This window comes from Aquicoccus porphyridii (assembly GCF_008369105.1).
Taxonomy (GTDB): domain Bacteria; phylum Pseudomonadota; class Alphaproteobacteria; order Rhodobacterales; family Rhodobacteraceae; genus Aquicoccus; species Aquicoccus porphyridii.
This window is the reverse complement of sequence record NZ_VINQ01000177.1, coordinates 1-404: the sequence shown is the minus strand read 5'-3', so window position 1 is coordinate 404 and position 404 is coordinate 1. Positions and strand designations below refer to the sequence as shown.

Here is a 404-nt window from a genome sequence, read left to right as displayed (position 1 = left end):
CTGGTCGGGCAATGGAAGAAGGAGATCCTGGAATCGGCGGGCGCCCTGTTCGAGACGAAGCGCGGCCCGAAGCCAGCCGAGGACAAGAGCGGCGAAGAGCGGCTGTACGGAGAAATCGGGCGGCTGAAGATGGAGAATGACTGGCTTAAAAAAAAGTTGGGAGTGTGAGCCTGGATGCGCGGGTCGGCTGGGTCGACGGCGCCGACAAGCTGTCCTTGAGCCGTCAGTGCGAGCTGGCCGAGGTGCCGCGCGCGACGGTCTACCGCAGGCTCACTGCCAAAGTGCCGGAAGAGGCGTGCGCCGAGGATCTGCTGCTATGCCGCCTGATTGACGAGGAATACACGAGCAGACCGTTCTACGGCAGCCGGCGCATGGTGGTGTTCCTGCGGGGAGCAGGCCACGTT

General features: G+C 63.9%; 1 pseudogene. It reads left to right on the top strand.

The window, feature by feature from the left end:
* A pseudogene (locus FLO80_RS22370) lies at positions 1–404 on the top strand (transposase family protein); the annotation flags it as partial.